Origin of the sequence: Streptomyces abyssalis (assembly GCF_001751365.1) — a bacterium.
Lineage (GTDB): Bacteria > Actinomycetota > Actinomycetes > Streptomycetales > Streptomycetaceae > Streptomyces > Streptomyces abyssalis.
In genome coordinates this window covers 1,326,550-1,346,479 of the sequence record NZ_LJGT01000038.1, presented here as the reverse complement: position 1 = coordinate 1,346,479, position 19,930 = coordinate 1,326,550, and the positions used below count along the sequence as shown (strand labels likewise).

The 19,930-nt window shown below is 70.9% G+C and carries 16 protein-coding genes and 2 tRNA genes; 8 read left to right on the top strand and 10 right to left on the bottom strand.

The genetic code is table 11. The features are described from left to right. Positions 1–61: 61 nt before the first annotated feature. The 3 genes from AN215_RS13165 to AN215_RS13155 form a co-directional block, all read right to left on the bottom strand. A complete protein-coding gene (locus tag AN215_RS13165; protein ID WP_070009283.1) occupies positions 62–1,147 on the bottom strand; it encodes an N-acetylmuramoyl-L-alanine amidase in 1,086 nt (361 codons plus the stop codon). 305 nt (positions 1,148–1,452) lie between these two features. Next, positions 1,453–1,977, bottom strand: a complete 525-nt coding sequence (locus AN215_RS13160) for a M23 family metallopeptidase (protein WP_070009282.1) — start codon at positions 1,975–1,977, stop codon at positions 1,453–1,455. Between the two features lie 414 nt (positions 1,978–2,391). After that, the gene (locus tag AN215_RS13155) at positions 2,392–3,246 is read right to left on the bottom strand and encodes a caspase family protein (RefSeq protein ID WP_070009281.1); all 855 of its coding nucleotides are present in this window, start codon (positions 3,244–3,246) and stop codon (positions 2,392–2,394) included. Positions 3,247–3,514: 268 nt separating this feature from the next. Here AN215_RS13155 and AN215_RS13150 point away from each other — a divergent pair, with 268 nt between their 5' ends. Then, positions 3,515–4,264, top strand: coding sequence for a class I SAM-dependent methyltransferase (locus AN215_RS13150; RefSeq protein ID WP_070009280.1), 750 nt, complete (start codon positions 3,515–3,517; stop codon positions 4,262–4,264). 57 nt (positions 4,265–4,321) lie between these two features. Here AN215_RS13150 and AN215_RS13145 read toward each other — a convergent pair whose 3' ends face one another. Then, on the bottom strand, positions 4,322–4,942 hold the full coding sequence (locus AN215_RS13145; protein ID WP_275521298.1) for a class I SAM-dependent methyltransferase: 621 nt from the start codon (positions 4,940–4,942) through the stop codon (positions 4,322–4,324). A gap of 245 nt (positions 4,943–5,187) precedes the next feature. On the opposite strand from AN215_RS13145, the gene AN215_RS13140 reads away from it, so the two are divergent. From AN215_RS13140 to AN215_RS13115, 6 genes are all read left to right on the top strand, one after another. Continuing rightward, positions 5,188–6,744: a PstS family phosphate ABC transporter substrate-binding protein gene (locus AN215_RS13140; protein ID WP_070009279.1), complete on the top strand. Its 1,557-nt coding sequence runs from the start codon at positions 5,188–5,190 to the stop codon at positions 6,742–6,744. Positions 6,745–7,011: 267 nt separating this feature from the next. Then, positions 7,012–7,476 carry a hypothetical protein gene (locus AN215_RS13135; RefSeq protein WP_070009278.1) on the top strand — a complete coding sequence of 155 codons (465 nt, stop codon included), beginning with the start codon at positions 7,012–7,014 and terminating at the stop codon, positions 7,474–7,476. A gap of 267 nt (positions 7,477–7,743) precedes the next feature. Continuing rightward, the gene (locus AN215_RS13130) at positions 7,744–8,349 is read left to right on the top strand and encodes a hypothetical protein (protein WP_070009277.1); all 606 of its coding nucleotides are present in this window, start codon (positions 7,744–7,746) and stop codon (positions 8,347–8,349) included. Between the two features lie 203 nt (positions 8,350–8,552). Further along, complete coding sequence (locus tag AN215_RS13125; RefSeq protein ID WP_070009276.1) at positions 8,553–9,062, top strand: VOC family protein; 510 nt, start codon at positions 8,553–8,555, stop codon at positions 9,060–9,062. Between the two features lie 26 nt (positions 9,063–9,088). Next, positions 9,089–9,901, top strand: coding sequence for a MerR family transcriptional regulator (locus AN215_RS13120; protein ID WP_070009275.1), 813 nt, complete (start codon positions 9,089–9,091; stop codon positions 9,899–9,901). Positions 9,902–10,019: 118 nt separating this feature from the next. After that, complete coding sequence (locus AN215_RS13115; RefSeq protein ID WP_070009549.1) at positions 10,020–10,922, top strand: class I SAM-dependent methyltransferase; 903 nt, start codon at positions 10,020–10,022, stop codon at positions 10,920–10,922. A gap of 217 nt (positions 10,923–11,139) precedes the next feature. Here AN215_RS13115 and AN215_RS13110 read toward each other — a convergent pair whose 3' ends face one another. The 6 genes from AN215_RS13110 to AN215_RS13085 all read right to left on the bottom strand — a co-directional run bounded on the left by AN215_RS13110 (position 11,140) and on the right by AN215_RS13085 (position 15,286). Next, complete coding sequence (locus AN215_RS13110) at positions 11,140–12,243, bottom strand: PP2C family protein-serine/threonine phosphatase (RefSeq protein WP_070009274.1); 1,104 nt, start codon at positions 12,241–12,243, stop codon at positions 11,140–11,142. Then, positions 12,233–13,795 (bottom strand): circadian clock protein KaiC, encoded by a 1,563-nt coding sequence (gene kaiC, locus AN215_RS13105; protein ID WP_070009273.1) that lies wholly within the window; start codon positions 13,793–13,795, stop codon positions 12,233–12,235. Before kaiC ends, AN215_RS13110 begins: the two co-directional genes overlap by 11 nt. Next, the gene (locus AN215_RS13100) at positions 13,788–14,102 is read right to left on the bottom strand and encodes a circadian clock KaiB family protein (RefSeq protein ID WP_070009272.1); all 315 of its coding nucleotides are present in this window, start codon (positions 14,100–14,102) and stop codon (positions 13,788–13,790) included. The genes kaiC and AN215_RS13100 overlap by 8 nt, the downstream gene beginning before the upstream one ends. 364 nt (positions 14,103–14,466) lie before the next feature. Further along, positions 14,467–14,772, bottom strand: coding sequence for a hypothetical protein (locus AN215_RS13095; protein ID WP_070009271.1), 306 nt, complete (start codon positions 14,770–14,772; stop codon positions 14,467–14,469). 105 nt (positions 14,773–14,877) lie between these two features. Then, positions 14,878–14,950, bottom strand: a tRNA-Arg gene (locus AN215_RS13090). Between the two features lie 244 nt (positions 14,951–15,194). Continuing rightward, positions 15,195–15,286 (bottom strand) — tRNA-Ser (locus AN215_RS13085). Positions 15,287–15,761: 475 nt separating this feature from the next. Here AN215_RS13085 and AN215_RS13080 point away from each other — a divergent pair. Beyond that, positions 15,762–19,793 carry a PAS domain-containing protein gene (locus AN215_RS13080; RefSeq protein ID WP_070031158.1) on the top strand — a complete coding sequence of 1,344 codons (4,032 nt, stop codon included), beginning with the start codon at positions 15,762–15,764 and terminating at the stop codon, positions 19,791–19,793. Positions 19,794–19,930: the final 137 nt, after the last annotated feature.

Genomic DNA, 19,930 nt, shown 5'->3' with positions numbered 1-19,930 from the left:
CCGGGCCGCCGGATCACTTACTCGTGCGCCGAAGCGCTCCCCACTTGTGTGAGCTGTCCGCTCAGCCGTTCACGTAGCCCATGTACGTGTCCCAGTTCCAGTGGGGGCCCGGGTCCGTGTGGTCGTTCCCCGGGACCTCGTTGTGGCCGACGATGTGCGCACGGTCCTTCGGGATGCCGTGCTTGTCGCACAGATGCTTGGTCAGGGCACCCGAGGCGCGGTACATGGCGTCGGTGAACCAGGACGGGTCGTCGACGAAGCCCTCGTGCTCGATGCCGATGGCGGAGGCGTTGCCGCCCCTGGCGTGCCAGGCGGTGTCGGCGTCGCGCACCATCTGGGTGATCTCGCCGTCGGAGGAACGCACCACGTAGTGCGCGCTGACCTCGGCCTCGGGGTTCTTGAACCAGCTGATCGTCCCCGCGTACGCACCCTGGGTCACGTGGACGACGACCTGTGAGATCGCCGCATCACGGCCGGTGTTGAAGTTGGCCGGGTCGGCCGGGTTCCAGATCGCCGGCGGGTAGTCCTCGCTCTTCGTGCCCGCGCCGGGGGCCTGCGCCTTCGCGAGCTTGCCGCGCTCCGGCGTGACCTTCTCCGGGGACATGCGGACCTTGGTGCCCTTGGCCGGGATGCCATTGCTGACGAAGTCGTACGCGGCGTCGGCGTAGAGGCGCTTGAGCGAGGCGCTGCCGGCACCGCCGTAGGCGGCGACGGCCGGGTACCAGGCCTCGACGCGCTTGCGGTCGGACGCCTTCAGGCCGGCCTTGTCGGCCTTCGCCCGGAGCACCGCGGCGCCGCCGCGTATGTTGGCGGCGTCGTTCTTCTTCAGGTTCGCCTCGGACTCGCCGGTGATCCCGGCGGCCTGCTCCAGGGTCTTGCGCTCGGGGTTGCTGACCAGGTGCATGACGCCGAAGCCGTTGTCCTGGCTGGGCTCGCCCTTGTGTCCGTCCAGGTGCGTCTCGGCGTAGCCCACGGCGACGAGGAGGTCGCGGGGCACGTCGAACTCCGAAGCGGCCTCGGTGAAGGCCTCGTTCATCGTCGGCTCTGCCTCCGGCGTGGCGGCCGTCGCCTGGTGACCGGCCACGGCCAGGCCCGCGACGAGGGCGCCTCCGAGCGTCGCCGCCAGGGCTCTCTTCCGTGTGTTCATCAGCTCTGTTGCCTCTCTGGATCCGGCTCCGGCACGTGGTGGGGGGATCGAGCTCCTGGCGCCGGCCGGCGCGCCGGATCAAGGCCGGTGCCAGGGGGTTGGCGTGATACGCCCTTGGGTCCTGCGCGTCACGCCTTCGCGGTCGACGGCGCGACGTCCGAAGTGCCGTCTGCCACGGGGGCGTTGGGACATCAGCCTGGGCCGTCGCGCCGTCGGTCCTCGGGGGTCGGGGCCCTCATGGCGTCGAGCCGTCGGGGACCCCGACCGGATTCGGTCGGATGCCGGCGAGCCGGCGGATCAACCGGTCAGGGCTGGCACGGCAGCGAGACGCCGCGCTCGGACATGTAGGCCAGCGGGTCGTCGCCGACGCCCGTGCCCCCGTCGATGTGGACCTCGAAGTGCAGGTGCGGACCGGTCGACTGGCCCTCGTTGCCGACGGAGGCGATCCGCGCTCCTCCCTCGACGGTATCGCCGACCTGTACGAACCGCTCGTTCATGTGCCCGTATTCGGTGACGGAGCCGTCCGGGTGCTTGATGCGCACCCACTGGCCGTAACCGGAAGCAGGGCCGGACTCGGTGACTTCCCCCGGGCCTGCGGCGAAGATCGGCGTACCGATCGGGGCGGCAAGGTCGACTCCGTCGTGGCCTTCGTGGTAACCCTGGCTGATCTCGGCTCCGACGGGGCAGGACGCCTGGTAGGCGGCCTTCGCACCGTCGGCGGTGCCGGCGCTCGCGGCCGGAACGGCCACGGCGGTCGCGATCACGCAGCCGCCGGCGGCCGCGAGGGCGAGCAGGGCGCGCTTGGCACGTCTGCTTGGGGGACGGTTCATGGGGGGTTCCTTCCACGGATGAAGACGGATTCCGTGCGACCGCCAGTAGAAGCAACAGGCCATGTACGCGACAACCCTGTTCCGGCAACACGTGACACTTTCTCTGTCACGTGAAGGATTCCGGCGGTATGAATCAGTCTCAGCCACGCCAATTCGGGCGCGTTCTTCCGTGGTTGGACCAGTGAAGGACGGTGCCGTCTCACGTTGTGGACGAACTGAGGGGCGTGTCGGGGCACTTGGGGTACGAAATCCGTAGCGCGTCTACGTGACTCTCAAGTCCGCCTCAACAAGAAGCCTCGAATCCGCCTCAACCCGGCGGCTCGGTCGGTCGCCGCGACGGACCGCCAGGCAGCCGGCTCCAGCTCACGCGGTTCGGGTCACGCGGTTCGGGTCACGCGGTTCGGGTCACGCGGTTCAGATCGTGAAGGGCCGCTGACGCAGGAACCTCTTGTTGCTCCGGCCCGTCACGAAGAAGTTGGGGCTCTGGACCGCGGGCATCGCCTTGAGGATCTCCCGGTGGAACGCCCGGTATCCGCCACCGAACTTGCCTTCGTTCCACACCTGCAGCAGCGTCCCGGTGAAGCGGCCGTTGCGCAGGCCGTCGGCAGCGAGCTGGTTGTCCTGGCAGGCGGAGACGAGCAGAGCGGTCGCTCCGAGTTCGCGGTTGTCCTTGGCGTTGAGTTCGCGCTGGACAGTGTCGTAGAAGTCCTTGTCCCGCTCGTACGCCTCAGCCTGCCTCTCCAGCGGCATCAGCCGGGAGGTCTGCTCGACTGCGGCGGGTTCGGTCGTCTGGAACTGCTCCTTCATCGCCTCCGGCGTCAGGATCTCCCGGACCTTGATGCCGCTGCCGCTGTGACAGCAGTCGAGGAGGGCGAGGATGCGGACGCCTTCGGCGAACTCCTCGAATTCCTTGAAGAGTTCGTCGTCGATGTACTCCCTGTCGTGCAGGACCATCGTCTCGTCGAGGCGGTCGGGTTCGTCCTCGGGACCGTTGATGTCCGGCACCTGACCGCCGTGGCCCGAGTACGTGAAGAGCAGGATGTCCCCGGCGTCCAGCGTCCGCGCGGCCTTGCGGAGTTCGGTGTTGAGGTTGGCGACCGTCGCGTCCTTCGTGAGAAGAGTCGTACGGTCACGGAAGCCGGCGTCCTTGGCCAGCCGGTCCATGTCCCGGGCGTCGTTCTCGCAGGCGATGAGCTTGCCGTCCCAGCCGCCGTACTTCTTGGGATCCACCTTGTTGAGCCCTATGTGGATGGACATGCCACGAGCCATGGAGCGTCTCCTTACCTGCTGGCGAGCGAGGCCGGCCGACGCCTCACGGCGGCTCCGCCCGCTGGATGAGCCTCCCCTCGTCGAAGCTAACCGCCCTGTTCGGGGGCCGGGGGACCTGGTGGGCCATACGGGTGACGCGAGCCGCGAGGGGCGCGGGACGGGCAGCCGTACGGTCCCGGGTCCAGGCCCCCGGCCCCCGGCCCCCGTACTGGAGAGAGACCCGGAAACCCAGTGGCGGCTCCCGCGCCCCGCCCGCTAGACAGGCCGGATGGTGGACCGCTTGTTCTCCGATCCCGGGCTGGCCGAGCTGTACGACACCCTCTGCGCCGGGCCCCTCCGCGCCGCGCGGGACGACTTCGGCTTCTATCTGCCGTACGTGATGTCCGCGTCCACCGTGCTCGACATCGGCTGCGGTACGGGCGAACTCCTGCACATGGCGCGGGAGTCGGGCCACACCGGCCGGCTGTGCGGGCTGGACCCGGCGGAGGCGATGCTGGGCCAGGCACGCCGCCGGCGGCCGGACGTCGAGTGGGTGCTCGGCGAGCCCGGATCCGCCGGCTGGCAGGGCGAGTTCGAACTCGTGGTGATGACCGGCCACGCCTTTCAGGTCTTCGTCGAGGACGAGCAGCTGCGCTCCTCGCTGGCCGCGATCCGCACCGCGCTCACGGCGGACGGACGCTTCGCCTTCGAGACGCGCAATCCCGCGGCCCGGGCCTGGGAGCACTGGGTCCCGGAGAACGAGGTCGAGTTGGCCGATCCACGCGGCGGCGTACTGCGCTCCCGGCACGAGGCGGAGCCGCCCGTGGGAGACACCGTCACCTTCCGTCAGACCCTCACCGGCCCCCGCTGGGACGTCCCGCAGTCCTCCGTCAGCACGCTGCGATTCCTCGGCGAGGGCGAGCTGTCGTCGTTCCTGTCGGAGGCCGGTCTGACGGCCGCGGAACAGTTCGGCGACTGGGACGGCCGGCCCCTGACGGACGACAGCCCGGAGATCATCACGATCGCCGTACGGAGCTGAACGGGCCGCCCGGCTGCTGCCGCGCAGGGCGGTCCGACGAGCCGTCGCGGACCCGCCCTAGCGGTTGCCGCCGGGGTCCCGCCCGGCCCGGTAGACCAGCAGATAGCGCCAGAACACCAGCCGCCGCAGCGTCGACCCCGGCAGGAGCCGCGCCGCTTCGGTACGGGTCGCCGCATACGACAGCGGGGGCGGCCAGACCAGCGGGACCTGCGCGCCCGGTTCGCACGTGCCGCGGCGCAGCCTGCCGAGCGCCTGGTCCGCCTTGAGGAGGGACACCCCCGGGAGGGCCCACACGGCGTCGGCCGCCGACCTGACGGCGTAGAGGCCCAGCACCGCCAGGACACCGCCCGGGGCGAGAGCCTTCCGCAGCGTCAGCAGGGTCTCGAAGGGCATGTGGTGGAGGCTGGCGATGCACGAGATGAAGTCGTAGTGGGAGTCGGGCAGTTGCCACTCCCGCACATCGGCATGGCGGTACCGGGGGCCGCCGCCTGCCGCTCGCGCCTGCTCGACGGCTCCCGCATGGGCATCCACGCCCTCGGTGTCCAGGCCGCGCTCCGCGAGCAGCCGCGCGAAGCGCCCCGTACCGCAGCCGACGTCCAGCGCCGTGCGGGCTCCCTCGGGCAACTGCCGCAGCAGCAGCGGATGGTAGTGATCGTTGTAGTTGAAGCCCAGGCCCATGTGGACGGAGCCTATGCACGCCACCGGCCCGGCAGCAGCCGAACCTGCGACGTACGCGGTCCGGTCGCGGTCCCCGGCCCTCGCAGCGCGGCCCGGGGGTCCCGGTCGCGGTCCCGTCCCCCGTTCCGGTCGCGGTCCCTAATGGGCGGTGAACTTCGGTCGACGGACCGGGCAAGCCCGCGCCGGGCCCGCTGCGTACTCGTACGTTGAAGCACACACAACCGAATCGAGCGTGCGAGGCACCCATGGAGTGGTTGAGCGCGGAGAGCCTGCTGGCGGTGCTCGGCGTCCTCGCGACGGTGGGCGTTCTGGCGTACGAGCGGCTGATACCGGGGCTCAAACGCATCGGCTACCGCGTCCAGATGGACACCCCGATAGGCGGAGACGCGCACAACGGCCAACCGGACGTGCGGCTGGGGCTGTTCGGAGAGGCACCGGAGATGTCCGATGCGTCGCTGGTGCTGCTGCGCATCGAGAACGACGGGCTGCGCGGAATCTCCGCCGATGACTACACATGGCGCGAACTCACCGGCCTCACCGTCACGTTCACCGAGCGGACGGTCACCGGCGTCGCCGTCACGGAACCCAGCCACAGCCACCTGATACAGCACTTCACCCGCTACCTGGGCCTGCGTCACGACGGCAACGTGATCTCCGTGCCCAAGGTTCCGCTGAACAAGGGCGAGCACTTCAAGCTGCTGGTGCTGCTCACCGGTTCCGGCGTCGGCGGTGCCGTGACCGTGAGCGGCGGCCTCAAGGACGGAGCGGTCAAACGCAACCGCAAGCAACCGCGGCCCAGCAACCGGGTGTTGGGGCTCGTCACCTTTCTCGCCGCGCTTCTCCTGCTCGAACCGCTCGTGTTCACGCTGGGCAAGTCCTCGCCGGCCCCGCTGGGTTGCGCACAAGGCGAACTGACCGTCACAGGCTCCACGGCGTTCGGGCCGGCGCTCCGGGACGCCGGCCGTGCGTACGAGAAGGAATGCCCGGGCGCGAAGATCATCGTCCAGGCCACGGGCAGCATGGCCGGCATCAGAGCGCTGGAGGCGGCCGGCGACGCCGCAGGGAAGGGCGCCGGGAAGGGCGCCGGGAAGCGGGCCGGGAAGGGCGCCCCCGCGCATCTCGCGCTGTCGGACGGCCCGAAACCCGCCCACTACAAGCAGCTCAGGGGAGCCCAGGTCGCCGTCTCCGTCTTCACGCTGGTGGTGAACGACGACGCACGGGTGCGTGACCTGTCGCTCCGCGAGGTACGGGACATCTACCGCGGCACGATCCGCAACTGGAAGGAGGTCGGCGGACGGGACCTCCCCGTACGGCTGGTGAGCCGGGGCGCGGACTCGGGTACCCGTGACGTCTTCCAGCGCCGCGTCCTCGGCGGCGGCGAACAGGCGTACTCCTCACGCGACTGCGTGACACGGGACGATCCACGCGCTCCCGTCGTCCGCTGCGAACTCGACAGCACCGAGGAGGTCTTGAAGACCATCGGGAAGACACCGGGCGCCGTCGGCTACTCCGAACTGCGCGCGGCCTCCGGGCACCGCGGCCTGCACACGCTGAAGCTCAACGGCCGCGCGGCCTCCGCCGATGCCACCGCGGACGGTCAGGTGGCGGAGGACCTGCTGACGGGCGCGTACCCGTACCGGGAGATCGAATACGCCTACACCTACGGGCAGCCTTCCGCGGGCTCCATCACCGCCGGCTTCCTCGACTACCTCGTCACCGGCAGCGGGCGGCACGCCGTACGCGGCCAGGGGCATCTTCCCTGCGCCTCACCGCCGAACGAGCAACTGTGCGGCTCGCTTTGAACCCCGGCGTGCGCGCTTCTGGCGGGTGCGCCAGTGCTCGTACGGGGAGAGCGGCCGGTGGAGGGAGGCACGGCAAGAGCACCGCCTCCTGCCGAACTCGCGCACGGGCACGGGCTCTTGCCCGGGTTCGTGGACGGGAACGGCACGGGCACGAGCACAGGCATGTCCCGGCCTGGCCTGTGTTGCCGTGACGCACGGCGCTCCGTACGCTCCGACCATCCCGCCGGGCGACCGCCCGCGCCGACGGATGCCCAGTGAGGAGACCCGGTGACCAACGGTCCGCTGCCCGATCCGAACGCGTCCGCCCGGCCGGACGCGGCGGCCCCGCACCCCGGCGTCCCGTACTCCGCACCGGCGGCACCGCAGCAGGGTCCGGCACCGCAGCAGGGTCCGGTGCCGCAGCATCCCCATCCGCAACCGGACTATCCGCAACAGCCCTGGGCCGGCCCCGGGATGCCCGGCGGGCCACCTCCGGCGGCCCCGCCCAAGGGGTTCGGCCCGGCGGTGGCCGCGGTGGTCCTCGGTCTCCTCGCGTGCGTCGTGCCGATGCTCCCCCTCGACCTGCTCACCGAGCGCAGATACGTCGGATTCCCGCCCGCGGCGGCCGGACTGGTCCTCGCGATCGCCGGCTGCACCGGACGCCGCCGCGGCAAACCACTGGCCGTGACCGGCGTGATCCTTTGCTCCCTCGGGGTGCTGCTCGGGGCATGGATGCTCGCCATCAGCATCTGATCCGCGTCCGATCCGGTTCGGGCTCGTCGTCGGCCACGCCAGGCCGACGTAGCGGTCCGGGGCCCGCCGGCGAGCGGGTCGAAGTGCTCGGCGACGCCGCCTTGTTCGAGCACTGGCAGCGCCACGTAACGTTCTGAGACGCATTCTGTCCCGGTTCGGGGAGCCCGCGCCCGAAACCGGGGCTCTCGGCTGTCCGGTTGCGCCACCGCCGGTGTCTTCGACGGGCGGCGGATACGCCTGTCCTAGCCGACTGGCAAAGTAATCGGCATGGAACAGCAGAAGCAGCTCATGCCCGCTCGTCTCTGTGTCGTGGACCCGGACTTCGACGCGCAGTGCGACCGTGCAGAGAAGCTCTTGCTGCAGCCCTTGGCCGAATCCACCCGCGGGATGGACGAACAGGACCTGCTCGCAGACGGGTTGGCGGCATTCCGGCGGAACCGGGACTCACTGGCGGAAGCGGTGGCGCGAGGACCCAGGGTGTGGACGCCGAACGGCCGCTTCGAACACGAGGGCCTGAGGATCGTCACCCTGCCGACTGCACGGATCGACCTGCTCTACGCGGTGTTGCGCGAGCTGTCCAGAGCCCTCGTGGCGGCGTCGAACCCTGATGACGGCCTTGCCGCCGCACTCCGCAGCCTCCCCTCCTCGACCGAGGACACCGCAGTCGGTCTGGTCGGTGGGTTCGCGCGCGTGATGTCGCTCATGGACCTGACTCCTGACGCCGACACCGCGACGTTGTCCGCAGCGCTGGAGGCCGCCGACGGCGAGGACGTGAGGCTGACGTACGCGGAGGAAGACGCCTGGCAACGGCTCGCTCATCGCGTGACGATGCTGCTGACCGAGTCCCCTCCGCTGCACCGTTTCCTCTACTGACCACCTGCCGGTACTGACCACCTGCCGGTGGCGGGCCGCCCGCACCTTCAGCGTCCACCGTTGCTGCCACCACACAACTTCGACGTCCCGCTCAGTTCGCCGGGGCGCTCAGGGCGCTCCTCGAAGCCCGCTGACGCGACGGCTCTGAGCGACGACCACAGCGGCTTGACCCTCACGTCACGTGAGGGCTCACGCTCACGGTCATGAGCGACTACTACGACGCCTTCGAGGTAAGCCCTGTCCCTGACCCCGCGGTGGACGCGGTTCCGCCGGAAGTGTTCCGCGGCATCTACGGGATGCCGATGTTCGTCACGATCCCGACACCGGACCTGGCAGCGTCGGCGGACTTCTGGGTGCACGGACTCGGGTTCATCGATCTGTTCAGCATCCCCGGACAGGTCACCCATCTACGCCGCTGGGCGTTCCAGGACGTGCTCCTGGTGCCCGCGACCAGCGAGGTGACTTCGGCGCCGGCCACCGGCGTCAGCTTCGCGTGCGTGCTCAGCGAGGTCGACCGGATCATCGAGGCCTGCGAGGCCCAGCAGCCGGGCTGCACCGAAGGCCCGACGCACACCCCCTGGAACACCGTTGACGTCGAGGTGGTCACACCGGAGAAGGCACGGGTGATCTTCACCGCCGCCAAACCCCTCGATCCCGCAAGCCAGGAGGCCCGCGATCTGGCAGCGGTCGGGATCACGGCTCCGAAGTCATGACGACTGCTGATGGGAGAACATGAGGCATGAACACGCCCGCTGACGCCGCCGAGACCTCCGGGATGACCGTCGGTCAGGCGGCGTCGCGGCTGGGCGTCACGGTGCGCACCCTGCACCACTGGGACGAGATCGGCCTGGCCTCCCCGTCACTGCGCACCCACGGCGGGTACCGGCTCTACACCGCCGCGGACATCGCACTTCTCCAGCGTGCGGTCGTGTACCGCGAGCTCGGTCTCCCGCTCGACGCCATCCGGGAACTGCTCCACGCCCAGGCGGTGGACCCGACCGTGGCATTGCGTACGCAGCGCAACCAGGTCCAGGAGCGCATCGCACGCCTCAACGAGATGACCGAGGGTCTGGACCGGATGATCCAGGCACACGAGCAGGGCATCCTGCTGACAGCCGAGCAACAGGCCGCCGCCTTCGGCCCCGACTGGCAACCGGAATGGGTCCTGGGCGCCCGCGAACGCTGGCGGGACACCCCGCAATGGGCCGAGTACGCCGAACGCGCCGCCGCCCGCGGACCCGAGGACTGGAAAGCGATCGCCGAGGCGAACTCGGCCCTCGAAATCGATCTGGGCCGGGCGATGCAGGACGGCGTCGTCCCCGGCAGCCCGGAAGCCAACCGGCTCGCGGAACAGCACCGGGAAGCGTTCAGTGCCTACTTCCACCTCACCCACGAGATGCAGGTCTGCATCGGCCGCATGTACCGGGAAGACCCCGGGTTCACCGCCCACTTCGACCGCGTCCGACCTGGCCTCGCTGACTGGCTCGGCCGCGTCATCGACGCCAACGCACAAGCCAACGGCATCGACCCCGGCACCGCGGCCTGGCGCTGAACGAAGGGCAAGGACGAGGAGGGCCCAACGGCAGGGCCCAACGGCAGGTCCATCGTCAGCGGGTGGCGAGCAAATCGGGTGGCATCGCCGCCACGGGCGTCGCTACCGTCGCGCCGTGATGAACCAGAATCCGCTCGCCTACTTGCTGGGCCTGCAGGGGACTGCTCTGCTGCGTTCGTTCACCGGGGAACATGAGCGCGAGTTCGTCGACGCGCGTATCGGAGAGATCCGGAAGCTTCTTGACGACGAGACGCTGGCGGATGCGGCTGTGGACGTTGTCCCGGTGAGCACGGTCGACGGATACCAGATCTGGTCAAGCACCTACGACGGCCCCAACTCCGCGTTCGACCTCGATGAGCCCGTCGTCAGGGAAATCCTCGGTCGAATGCCGGCCTGTGTCGCCTTGGACGCCGCCTGTGGCACCGGGCGCATGACGGCCCTGCTGACCGAGCACGGTCACCGCACCATCGGCGTCGACAGCTCGCCGGACATGCTGACGCGGGCACGCGAACGGGTACCGTCCGGCGACTTCTGCCTCGGCGACCTGCGCGCGCTGCCCGTGGCCGACGACGCCATGGACCTGGTGGTCTGTTCCCTTGCGCTGACGCACGTCTCCGAACTGGGGCCGGTGATGGCGGAGTTCGCCAGGGTGCTGCGCCCGGGCGGGCACCTCGTGACCTCGGACATCCACCCGGAATGGGTGGCACGGGGGTCGATTCCCTCGGTGCGCTTGGCCGACGGGCAGCGGGGACAGCTGGAGACCTGCCGTCACCTGGTCGGGGACTACGTACGTGCCGCGCTTGCCGTGGGACTGCAGGTCCGGCGCTGTGAGGAACCCGGGGGGCGGCCGGAGGGGCGGGGCACGTCAGACGATCCCGCGCGGAGCCTGACGACCGAGTTGGGGCCGTGGGAGGACTGGCCATGGTGCCTGATGGACCTGGTACCCGAGGCTGCCGCGGCGGCCAACGCCGCAGTCCCGACTGAGATCATCTGGCACTTCCAGGCTCCGGCACGGGCGTGATCCCTGTTGCTGTACGGCACTGCTGTACGGCGCGAGCAGGACTTGTCACCGCGTCAGGAAGCGGGCGCCCACGGTGCCCTTCGTGCGGCGACACTGCTGTCAGCTTCGCTGTCTTCGGACGGAGCAGAAGGCTTCCATCGGCCGGAGCCGGAAGACGCTGCGCTGTCGGTCACGGTGGGTCGGCACCGGTCCAAGGACGGCGACGAACAGCAAGCTGCTATTGCTGAGCGCTTCCGTCGTGGGGCGGGGCGGGCATCCGGAGAGCGAGGATGGCGATGTCGTCGTGGCCGTCGCCGGGGTGCTGGTCGGCGAGGGTCCGGCACAGCTCGTCCAGGGGCAGGCGGGCGCTGCGTTCGGCGATCGCGGCAAGGGAGGCCAGGCCCAAGTCGATGGGCTGGTCGGTCCGTTCGACCAGCCCATCGGTGAAGAGGACCACGGTGGTGCCCTCGGAGAGGGAGCAGATGGTGTCCAGGCGGGGCCGGGCGGGATCGACGCCGAGCGGCAGGCCGGGTTCGGTGTGCAGGTACTCGGCAGTCCCGGCGGGGGTGAGCAGCAGCGGTGGGGGATGGCCTGCGTTGCTCCACAGCAGCCGCCAGCCGTCGGCGCCCGGCTCGATGCGGGCGACGCACGCGGTGGTGACGGGGCTTTCGTTGATTGCGCGCAGCGTCCGGTCGAGCCTGGCCAGCACCCAACCAGGCGTGGCAGGGCTGTCGTAGAGCAAGGCGCGGAGCATGTTGCGGATCTGGGCCATGGCGGCCGCGGCCTGCAGGCTGTGCCCGGCGACGTCGCCGATCACGGCACCGATGGCGCCGCCGGGCAGTGGGACGGCGTCGTACCAGTCCCCGCCCAGCTTCTCGGCGACGGCGGCGGGCCGGTAGGCGGCGGCCGCCTGGAACGGCGCCAGATCCGGCAGCTTCGGCAGCAGCAGCCGCTGGAAGCGTTCGGCCTCCCGCTCGGCGTGCCACCGGCGCGTCACGTCACGCAGCGAGACGACGCGCAGCGGCTCGCCGTGGGCGGTGGCTGCGGCGGTGCGCATCTCGACGACTCTGACGCCGCCCCCGGGCTGCGTCAGCTCCACCTGCGTCGACTGGCCGGCGATGACCGGGAAGCCGAAGCGGGCGTGCAGCAGATCCCCGGCTGGGCGGTCGAAGAGCTCTGTCGCCGCCGGATTGACGAGCTGGACGATCCCCTGATCGTCCACGGCGATGATCCCGTCAGCGGATGCGGAGACGACCAGGTCGTCGAGGTCGCCGTCGGATCCGCCGTTCCCGGCGCCGGGGTCGCGGCCCTCGCCCTGGGGCGGGGTGCGCTCAGAGGTCATCGCCGGTGAAACCGGATCCCGGCCGGCCCATGCCGACGGTGTCCGGACTGTCGAGTAGGACGACAGGGTCGCCGATGTGCATGCCCTCCGCGTCGATGGTGACGTTGCGCATGGCCGCGTCGTGGGCGGAGGCGCGGTTCTGCAAGACGGCGATGGCGCGCTGGACCGCCCCGGCCGTCTGGTAGTAACGCATCGCGATGGTGACGTCGGTCAGGCTGCTCAGTTCCCGCGCGACCGAGGGTGTCTGCACGGCTGCGACCCGGCTGATGGGGACCGAGGTGAGCAGCGTGGTGATGCGGCGCTGCCGGACGACCGCGCCCAGCGCGATCACCAGGTCGAGCAGCGCCCGCGGCGTACCGATGCGTTCCAGTGCGGACAGAGTGTCGATGACCAGGCGCTGGGGCTCGAACTCCACCACGGCCCGCCTGATCCGGATGAAGTAGTCCTCCAGGGAGGCCACCTCCGGGTAGTCGCACACCAGGCGCAGCAGGCCGCGCTCCTCCATGTCCTTCAAGTCGATTCCCCAGCCGGCGGAGCCGCGCAGCACCTGTGCGCGGGTCTCGTCGAAAGCGAACGCCAAGCAGCGGTCCCCCGCTGCGGCACCGGCCTCCAGGAACTTCAGACTGCTCAGCGTCTTGCCGACCCCGGAGGGCCCGGACAGCAGGACGACCGCGTCCTGGTAGAACCCGCCGCCGCACATCTCATCCAGCCCTGGGGTGCCGGAGCACACGCGGGTTGTCGAGGAGGGCACGGGCGCGCTGCCGAGGAAGGCGAGGGGGATGACCACGAAACCGTCGCTCGGATCGATGGTGAACAGCCATTCCCCCGTGCGGTGCACGGCGCCGCGGAACTTCACGATCTCGACGGTCCGGCGCCGCCGCTCCTGTACCAGCACATTGCGCAGAATGATCACGTTGTCGACGACGAATTCCTCGACGTCGTACCGGGACACACCGTCGTACTCGCCGTTCCGCTCGGCTGTGATGACCGAGGTGACATCAAGCGCCGTCAGCGCGGAAGTGAGCCGGTGGATCTCCCGGCGGATGATCCCGGTGTCGGCGAAGCGGGCGAACACGGCCCCCAGCGAATCCATCGCCACCCGGGTGGCGCCGATCCGGCGGGCCGCGTGCTCGATGCGGGCCGTCATCGCGCCGAAATCGTAGGCCCCGATGACGAAGCGTTCCTCCCCCTCGCTGTCGGCGGCGTCGACGAACGCCCATTTCCCTTCGGCCTCCCACTGCTCGATCGGAAAGCCGAGAGAGGCGAAGTTGCGGCGGATCTCAGCCGGGGCCTCTTCGAAAGTGACAAACACGCCCGGCTGGTCGTACTTCTCGATCCCGCGGGCGAGGAACTCCACCGCGAAGACCGTCTTGCCGCTGCCGGTCGTGCCGGTCACCAGCGTCGGCCTCCCCGCCGGCAGGCCGCCCATCGCCATCTGGTCGAACCCGTTGATCCCGGTGGCAGTCCGTTCGATCGATTCGGCTTCAGCTTCTGCCCGCCTCGTCTCGGCTTCAGCCTCTGCCCGCCTCCTCTCGGCGTTGGCTTCACGCACCGCCTGCCTCCTTCTCCTTCCGGGCTTCCTGCAGCTCGCCCGGCAGACCCAGCGCGTTCGCGACCCTCGGCGGGTCGGACAGGTCCCCGATCACCCGCAGCTGGGGCAGCGGTACGAGCCTGACCACAGTCGGCGTGGCCAGGATCCGCTGCTCCTCGGCCAGCTCCGGCTGCGCCATCACATCCACCACGTCCAGTTCGTAGCCGCCCGGCAGCAGTGCCCCGGCCAGCGCACGCAGATTCGCCTCGGCAGCACTGGACCGCTCCGACTCCCCGGCCACATACAGCCGGAACGCGTAACCCGTCACGCGTCCGCCCCTTCCGGTCGCGCGGAATCGGAAGGTTCCCCCGCCCGGCCCTCACAGCGCACGGCCCCGGTCCGGCGTCCCCGCAATGCCGTGACATCCATCCAGGGACCTGCCTTCCCAGCTCAGCTGCCGTCTTCTCGTCATGAGCCGGGAGTGCCCACGAGAGCCCGCCCACGGCCGGGGCTGTCCGCCGACGGTCCGCAGAGCCGAGCCGACGGCCTGCTCCGCCCTCTCACCGTCACGCGGCGGGCCGCCCAGCGCGACCTGAAATCGGCCGTGCGGGTACTGCGGGCCTCTGGTGCCCCGATCGGCTGTGAACAGGATCGGCGAAGGTCTCGGCGAGCGCGGCAGACAGAACGGGGCCTCAGGCGAGAAGAGTCGTCCAGGAACGAGCCTCATGTCGCACACGCGGCGTCCATGTGCCCGAACTCGAACCGCCGCTGTGCAAGAACCGCGTTCGAGTGAACGCGCCCTTGCCGCCCTGCCGCTCCTGCTTCGGCTGCGGCCGCAACGACTCGCGCATGGCCGCGATCGACTCCTCAAGGTCTTTGAACTCGTAGAGCACGTACGCGACATGGAACTGATTCGCGCTTGCACCGTGACCGCCGATCGCGTCGCGCCGACCGTCCGCCTCGGACAGGGCCGTCTCAGCCTCGCGAAGCCGGGTCATGGCCCGGCGCGGCCCTGACAGTCATCTGAACCGCGACCATCGGCGGTTGCTGCCAAGGGTCAAAGCAGAAACCCCCCGGGATTCCCGGGGGGTTTCTGACCTGTGCGCGCTCGGCAGGATTCGAACCTGCAACCTTCTGATCCGTAGTCAGATGCTCTATCCGTTAAGCTACGAGCGCTTGTTTTGCGGGCTGTTGATCAACCCTGCGATGTTGCGGGAACAACATTACATGAACGGCGCCCGGAGGCGAAATCCGTTACCCGCACCTACCCTGAGCTGCGAAAAGTCCCGCGAGACCCTCCGCGGAAGTCCTCGCCGGTCACCGGCTCCGGCAGCCCGTACGGACGACGAAACCCCGGCCACGAGAGCCGGGGTTTCAGCGATCTTGGAGAGATCGGCTGCGATCTCTTGGAGACCGGAAGCGGAGGCTGAGGGATTTGAACCCTCGATCAGGGGGTTACCCCGAAACCGCATTAGCAGTGCGGCGCCATAGACCAGACTAGGCGAAGCCTCCATGCACGGTTCGCGCCCTCACGGGCGGGTGCGTGCTGATGATGGCACAGCCTCACGGGCTGTCTCCAATCGGCCCCTACCGTACTCGGTTCCGGCGTCGCCGGGCAAAGCGGTTCACGGTCCGACCGCCGATGACCGGCAATGATCCGCGCGTTGACGGGGAGGCCGGCGCACGGTGCCGGGACCGGTACGTGATATAGGCCCCCAGCGCAGGCTCCGACCGGGTCCACGGTGCGTACCCGGACCCGGCCCCGTATCGGTCGCGAAGCGGGCTCAGGCCCGGGAGTCCCGGGGCCGCGGCGCCCCGCCCCTCTCTTGTGCGCTCCGCACAGCACTGGCCGCGTACATGACCCCTGCCCGTAGACTCCCCTCTGGTGACACGCCCGGGGTCGGCGGCACACTGGCAGCCGTGACCGGACGCAGAGGACCGGGCGACCGGTCACCGGCACCGTGGTCAGCAGGGAGGAAGATCCGTCGTGAGCAGCAGGCCATCCCGAGGCGCTGCTCGTCTCGCCGCCATACTCGACGCGTTGCCTGATGCGTTGCTGCTGGTCAACTGCAACGGCACGGTGGTGAACGCCAACACCATCGCGCTGGAAGCCTTCGAGGCCCCCGGCACCGCACTGGTGGGACGAGGGCTGCTCGATCTGCTGCCCGAGTTCGATTCGAAGCGGATCCCGGGTTCGATGCGCAGGCCGGACGAGGCTGCCGCAGAGCTCGAGGAGCGTCAGCGCCCGACCCGCATGGTCGCGAGGCGCACCGACGGCAGCGAGTTCTACGTCGAGGTCACGAGCGCCAACCTGGAGGACGGGCGTACGCCCTACGCCTCCGCCTTCGAAGCCGCCTTCGCCGACCACGGTCCCGGCAGCGGCAACTCCTACACGGGCGACGAGTTGCTGATGCTCGTCGTCCGCGATCTCACGGGCACTCTCGACACCGAGGCCGAACTGGCCCGCCAGCAGCGCCAGACCGAGATGATCCTGCGCGCCGCGTCGGAGGGCGTCATCGGTGTGGACACCGAAGGGCTGATCGTCCTCGTCAACCCGGCGGCGGCGCAGATCCTCGGCTACCGCGCCGGCGATCTGGGCGGCCAGGAGATGCACTCGCTGCTGCTGCACTCGCGCCCGGACGGCAACCCCCTCCCGTACGAGGAGACCACCCTCAGCGACACCCTCAAGTCGGGCCGCAAGCACCGTGTGCGCGCCGGTCACGTGCTGTGGGCGAAGGACGGGCAGGCGGTGCCCGTCGACATCACGACGGCACCGGTGCGCGACGGCGAGCAGCTGGTCGGCGCGGTGGTGACCTTCAGCGACCGCCGTGCCCAGGAGGCGCTGGCCGGGCGGCACGACCAGCTGCTGGCCGTGCTGCAGGACTCGCTGCGAGGGCCGCTGGACCAGCTGCGGGACGAGCTCTCCGGGCTGGCCGCCGACCCGGCGGGGCAGCTGTGGCCCGAGGCCAACCAGATCCTGCACCACCTGGCGGCCGGCTACGCCCGTATGACGACGCTCGTCGACAACGTGCTCGGATACCAGCGCCTCGACGCGGGCCGCGAGAAGCTGCGGCGCGAGATGACCTCGCTCGACTCCGTGGTCGCGAACGGCGTCGAGGGCGCGGTGGAGCTGATCGGGCCCGGGCGTGCGCAGTTCGCGGTGCACGCGCCGCCGATCGAGGCTGAGGTCGACGGCGAGCGGCTGACGACGGCACTGGCGCATCTGATCGCGGACGTGGCAGGCGTGGACGCGACGGGCAACGCGCCCGCGGTGACACCGGGCCTCGACACGACGATCGTGGTCGCCGCCGCGCAGCGCGGCGAGGTCGTACGGATCGAGGTGCGCGGCCCGTACGCCGGAGGCAACCCCGTACATCTGCCGATCGTCCGCGGCACCGTGGAGCGGCACGGCGGTGTGCTGCAGACGCACGAGGTGCCGGGCGCGGGCGGCAGCGCGTACGTGCTGGAAGTCCCGCTCAAGGCGGACAGCGCCGGGAGCGGCGTGGACGCAGGGGCATCGGGTGCCTCGGGCGACGACCGGACGTCCGGCCAGGTGCAGGGCCAGGATCAGGGGCAGGGCGCCGCGGACGGCACGGGCGCCGGCACGGGGCATGCCCAGCGGGGACGCGAAGGACGCGAGAACGAGACGACGGTGATGCCCGTACCGGCGCAGCCGGTGCGCGGCACGGAGGCGCCCGCGGGTGCGCAGGCCTCGGCTGCCGGGGCGTGGACGGGTACGGGTGACGTGTCGGGGGCGGCTCCGGCCGCGGGCATCCCCGACCAGTTCCAGGCCCGTCACACACAGGGGCAGCCCGCCGGGGGCCACGAGGGACAGGCGGTGCCGACGGGCCGCCGCCGTGGCCGTCCCAGCCCGGCCGAGGCGCATCAGCAGGATCAGCAGCAGGCACAGCAGAGCCAGCAGGTCGCCGCGGCGCAGGGCGGAGCCGTCACGGAGCTGCCTCCGTCCGGACCGGCCGGACCGGACGCGGGAGAGGCTGCCGGTGCGACGGTGCCGCAGCAGGCGGGCGCGGGGCGCCGGTCGAGGCGGGCGCTCGCATCACCGGCGCAGGCGGGTGCGGACGGCACGGCGGGACAGGGGCCCGGTCAGGGACAAGGGCCTGAGCAAGGACAGGTGGAAGGTCACGGGCAGGGCGCCGAGGCCGAAGAGGCCGCGGCCGCACAGCAGTTGCCGGCTCAGCAGCAGGCTCAGCCGGGCACCGGACGGCGGGGGCGCCGGCCCGTACAGGGACAGGGGCAGGGACAGCCCGTCCAGGCGCAGCCCGTACAGGCGCAGCCCGTACAGGGCGACGAGGGTGCGGACGCGGCACAGCCCGGAGGCCGCAGGGCGCGCAGGCTCGCGCAGGCACAGACAGAGGGCGACGCGAACCCGCAGGGAGCTCAGGGGGCTCAGGGGGTCCAGTTCGCGGCACCGCCCGGACAGCCGCAGCCCGGGAACGCCCCGCAGTCCGGGAACGCGCCGCAGTCCGGGCAGAACGGTGCGAGCAGCGCGAACGCCGCTGCCCGGGCGGAGCTGCCGGGCGGGCAGCAGAACGGCATGCCGCAGCAGCTTCCGCCGGAGCAGGCACCCGCCCAGCAGTCCCAAGCCCCAGCTCAAGCCCAAGGTCAAGCCCAAGGTCAGGGCGCCGGTCCGCAGCCCGCGTCCGCGCAGGAGGCCGAGGCGGAGCAGGAGGCCGAGCCGCAGCCGGTGGAGCACTCGGTGGTCGCGGCCAGCCCCATCCTGGGCGGCGGCCCGCTGCCGCAGAACGTGTCGCAGCCTCGCGGCCTGCCGATGCCCGGCGCTCCGAGCGCCGAGGAGCAGGCCTCGTACGAGACCGGGCAGCACCGCGTGCAGACCCTCGGCCAGGGCGTCCCGGTCACGCCCGGTATGACGGAACAGCGGGCAGGCGGGCCGCAGTCGTACGGCCACCAGGTCGCCCACGCGCCCACGCCCTCCCCCCGGCAGGCGCACGCCCCCGCGCCGGCGACGGCCATACCGTCCACCCCGTCGACGCCGCCCGGCTCCGGCCGCCGCCGCAAGCTGGCGGCACCGGCTCAGCCGGGGGGAGGACAGCCGCACGGAAAGCAGGCCGCCGGGCAGCCGGCGCAGGGCCGCACCGCGCACGCGCCGGGGCAGGCCGGTCCCGCGAATCCGCCCCCGGCCCGGGAGTTCACGATCGGAGCGCCCGCGGCGGGAACGGCCGAAGGCCCGGAGCCGCTGGACGGCCCGAACAGCCCGGTCGAGATGAGCGACGGGCGCGGCGTGCCCGTGCCGCCGCAGGCCGTCGACGACGAGCTGCCGCCGGAACCGCTGGACAACCCGCGCCGGCTGCTGGTGTGGCCCGAACCGGACGCCGCCACGCAGCGGGCGCTGTCCGAGCAGGGCTATCGCCCCGTCATCGTGCACTCCCGCGAGGAGGTCGACGCCCAGATCGCGGCCTATCCCGCCGCCCTCTTCGTGGACCCGCTCACCGGGCCGATCACCCGCACCGCGCTGCAGTCGCTGCGTACGGCGGCGGTCGCCGCCGAGGTGCCCGTGATGGTCACCTCCGGGCTCGGGCAGGCGACCCGCGAGGCGGCGTACGGCGCCGACCCCGCCGTACTCCTCAAGGCGCTCGCGCCCCGCGACAGCGAGCAGCATCCGCCGCGTGTGCTGCTCGTCGAGGAGCGGCCGCCGATCGCGGTCGCTCTGGCGGCGTCCCTGGAGCGGCGCGGCATCCAGGTCGCTCACGCGCAGACGGACGAGGCGGCGGTGAACGTGGCGGCGCAGATGCGGCCCAACCTCGTCGTGATGGACGTGATGCAGGTACGCACGCGGCGCACCGGAATCATCGACTGGCTGCGCGTGAACGGGCTGCTGACCCGCACCCCGTTCGTCATCTACACCTCGGCGGACATGAACCCGGCGGACCTGCCGCGGCTGGCGACGGGCGAGACGGTGCTCTTCCTCGCGGAGCGTTCCACGGCGGACGAGGTGCAGCGGCGCATCGTCGATCTGCTGACCAAGATCGGGACCAACTGATCCGTCCCGCTTGCGCCATGATCTCCGCGCGTTGACCACATGAGCGCTGAGCGCGTGAACGCACCGCCGGGCAGGTCGTCCGGGCGACCGCTTCGTGCCGGACGGCGGGCGGGCCCCATGTCGCTCCGAGCCCGCCC